The 3,421-nt window shown below is 55.9% G+C and carries 1 protein-coding gene and 1 pseudogene; one reads left to right on the top strand and one right to left on the bottom strand.

Annotation, left to right across the window (positions count from 1 at the left end; translation table 11 throughout):
• Nucleotides 1–172 (top strand): annotated as a pseudogene (locus RFM41_RS33860) (IS630 family transposase); the annotation flags it as partial.
• On the opposite strand, the gene RFM41_RS33865 reads toward RFM41_RS33860, so the two are convergent.
• Complete coding sequence (locus RFM41_RS33865) at nucleotides 123–2,615, bottom strand: GcvT family protein (protein ID WP_320253490.1); 2,493 nt, start codon at nucleotides 2,613–2,615, stop codon at nucleotides 123–125. The pseudogene RFM41_RS33860 and the gene RFM41_RS33865 sit on opposite strands and share 50 nt — an antisense overlap.
• Nucleotides 2,616–3,421 lie beyond the last annotated feature (806 nt).

Here is a 3,421-nt window from a genome sequence, read left to right on the forward strand (position 1 = left end):
ACGCCGCCTCAAGCGCGGCGTCTTCCATTCGGTCGTTGATCTCCAAGCCGCCATCAACCGCTTTCTCGCCGAGCACAACGATCACCCCAAACCCTTCACCTGGACCGCCGACCCGGACAAAATCATCGCTCCCGCCAAACGCGGGCACCAGGCGTTAGATTCCTTCCACTAGGATCAAAGGCAGCGGCAGTTTGCGCGCGACCGGGATAGCATTGGCCCGCAATGTCCACTTCAACCGACGCGCCGTCTAATTCGCTGACTTCACCTTTCAGGTAACCGAGACAAACTGGCCGCTTAACGCGATATCCGAAGCTGGCTGAGGTGACCCGTCCTCTTATCCCGCCATTAATTCGGATCGGCTCTCCACCGATCGGATTTGCTTCGAAGCCGGAGTCCAGAAGAATCGTTACCATATGATGATCCGAACGCTGCTTCAGCCGCCGCTCCAACGCGATTCGACCGATGAAGTCTATATTCTTTCGAAGCTTTGTCGCATGGATCAGTCCTGCTTCGACGGGCGTGTCGTCCGGCGTTATGTCGTGCCCAAACGACAAAAAACCCTTCTCTATTCTCATCGACGTTTGCGCTATTAGGCCTGCCGGCCGGATCTCCGATGATTGGCCACTCTTGCGCAGGATTCGGTACAAGCGAGGTGCGTCTACGGTACGGACGGTGATCTCCCATCCCGGTTCGCCAACATAAGATAGCCGGGCGGCGCGGACATCTATGCCACTCAAAGAGAACGTCCGATGCGAGAAAAACGGGAGATCACCGAGTGGATTGTACCCGTCACAAGCGCTGCTCAAGACATTTGCGGACGATGGACCCATCAACCCGATGACAGCAAATTCCTCTGTTACGTCGGCGATGGCAACGCGCTCATCATTATGCTGACGGTTCAGAAACCAAGCCAGATCGCGCAGGACGCTGTTTGTGTTTACATATAGGACATATTCGTCTTCAGCGATGCGCTGGGCAGTGAGATCACTCTGGAAACAGCCACGGTCATCCAAGAGCGCCGTGTATATGACTCTTCCAGGATCCCGCGCCATGTCGTTGGCGCAAACGCGCTGAAGGAACACTTCGGCATCCGGGCCGGCTACTCGTATCTTGCCGAACGTGGATTGATCGAATAATGCTGCCCGCGCATGAGCGGCCTCCACCTCCTCCGCGACGACGTCGTGCCATCCAGCTTTGCCAAACGTTGGTGTCATATCGACCTCGGCGCCGAAAAGAAGAGGTCGTTCCCATCCGAAGCGCTGACCAAATTGGGCGCCATCATCCAAATGGTCATCGTGCAGCGGACTGCGGCGGAGACCACGCCCGCTTTTCCACTCATGGCCCGGGAAAGAAATCGCGTAGTGCTTCCCAAGCACTTCCGGGGTACGCTCCCGCAAAAAGCCGATATCGCTCTCAACGGGCGGGAACCTGCGCGGGTCCACGCCCGTGAGATCCATCGGCACTCCGCCTTCCAAAATCCATTGCGCAAGAGCTTTGCCTGCACCCCCGCCAGTCGCGGCTCCAACGGAATTCATTCCACATAGCAGAAACAGATTGTCCACTTCCGCTGACGGGCCCAGTAAGAAAGCTCCATCAGGAGTAAAGCTCTCGGGTCCGTTCACAAGCATTCGCACCTCAGCATGTTCCAATGCTGGAATACGATGGATGGCGTTGTGCATCATGGGTTCGAAATGATCCCAATCCTCATTGAGGAGCCCAAATGCGAAATCGGTCGGCAGCTCTGAGACGTCGATTGGCTTTCCTCTCGGTTCAAAACAACCGACCAGAAGCCCTCCGCTTTCGTCGCGGATGTAAAGATGGCCATCATGATCCGAGAGGGTTGGCCGATGACGGATGACGCCATCTAGGGGCTTAGTTAAGAGGTAAAAATGCTCGCAAGCGTAGAGCGGTACGTGAATCCCTGCCAGGGCCCCGATTGCGGCGCTCCATAGTCCACCCGTAAGTACAACGGTTTCGCAACGAATCGTGCCCCTTTTTGTTTCAACGGCATCAAGGCGCCTACCGCGCCGCCTCAATCCTGTAACTGGCGTGTGTTCATGGACGCCGCCCCCGCGTGCACGAAATCCCTTAATCAGAGCAGCGCATAAATCACTTGGATTTACCCGTCCGTCATTCGGAGAGTGGATTGCTCCAATAACATCCGACACGTTCGCGAGCGGCCATGCTTCTGTGACCTCCCGCGCCTTAATTTCGTGCGCTGTTATGCCGAACGCTTCCGACAATGCAGCCTGGCGCCGTATATGGGTTAGGCGGTCTGGATTAGTTGCGATACTTATTGAACCAGTCTGCAGCCAGCCCGTGCTTTGTCCGGTTTCGGTTTCGAGTGCTGCGTAAAGCTCAGTGGAGTACTGAATAAGCCGCGTCAGGTTCTCTGTAGAGCGCAACTGCCGCACCTGAGCAGCCGAGTGCCACGTAGTGCCGGACGTGAGTTTGTCCCTTTCCAACAAAACAATACGCTTTGTGCCACCGCTCAGCTTAGCAAGATGATAGGCAATGCTGCAGCCCATCACACCGCCGCCGATCACGACAACGTCCGCGTCGCTTGGTACGGCTTCATTAATGCTCAGTGACTTTCGTGTTTGTTCCGCCAACATCAGATTTCCATTCCTCAGGCCACACAGGTCGTTCAAAGGCGTTTGTCCCATCGAACGACTTCTTGCCGCTCTATGTCAAATTTAGTATTGACCTGGTATCAAATCTTCAACCCTGTCGGGCAGGGAGGTGGGGAGGTGGTCATGCTGAGTATCGACCTTGGAAGGCGGGTGATTGCGGCTAACTAAAGAAAGCATCTCGCATGGCAGGTGACGTGCTCCATGATCTGGCCCCGCCTAAAGGTTAGCCCTGCTCACGCGGTGGTCCTTTCGGGGCGGGGTCGCGACAACGGCTAGATCGCGCAGGGAGGCCCAGCTATCGCGCTCGAAGGCTCGATGCGTATGAGGGCCTTATTATCCCTGGCGTCATCGAGGACGTGCCGGACATCACTCTTGCCGTAGTTGGGGTAGACCGCGCCGATCACCTTCCGCCGTTCAGGAAGGTCATTCATTGTGGCGATCATCACATCAATCCGACCCTGCTCAAAGATACTGCATTCGACTTGCTGCGACGACGGGAACCAGTTCGACATCGATCGGCTTGTTAGCCTCTAATACGCTTTTGAAAATCGCGGACTAGATCGATCTGGAGCCCAACAATCTGCCCTCCTTGTCGGGCATGCCCCAAGGTGGATAGTCCGTTTTGACGCCAGCGACGAGGCTCCCTTTAGATATGACATCCTGAAGCGTAGCCGCCCTGACCCGACAAAGTCTGGAGCGCAAAGAATGCCACAATCGCGCTCGTACACGACCTAAGAATTCCATGTTTCACTAAAGCCTCAACGGCCGGCTGTTCCCGATTGACTTTC

Origin of the sequence: Mesorhizobium vachelliae (assembly GCF_033977325.1) — a bacterium.
Classification (GTDB): domain Bacteria; phylum Pseudomonadota; class Alphaproteobacteria; order Rhizobiales; family Rhizobiaceae; genus Mesorhizobium; species Mesorhizobium vachelliae.

What these genes read in the sequence shown, in the direction of transcription:
- RFM41_RS33865 (WP_320253490.1), bottom strand. Translation starts at nt 2,615, where the DNA reads ATGTTGGCGGAACAAACACGAAAGTCACTGAGCATTAATGAAGCCGTA.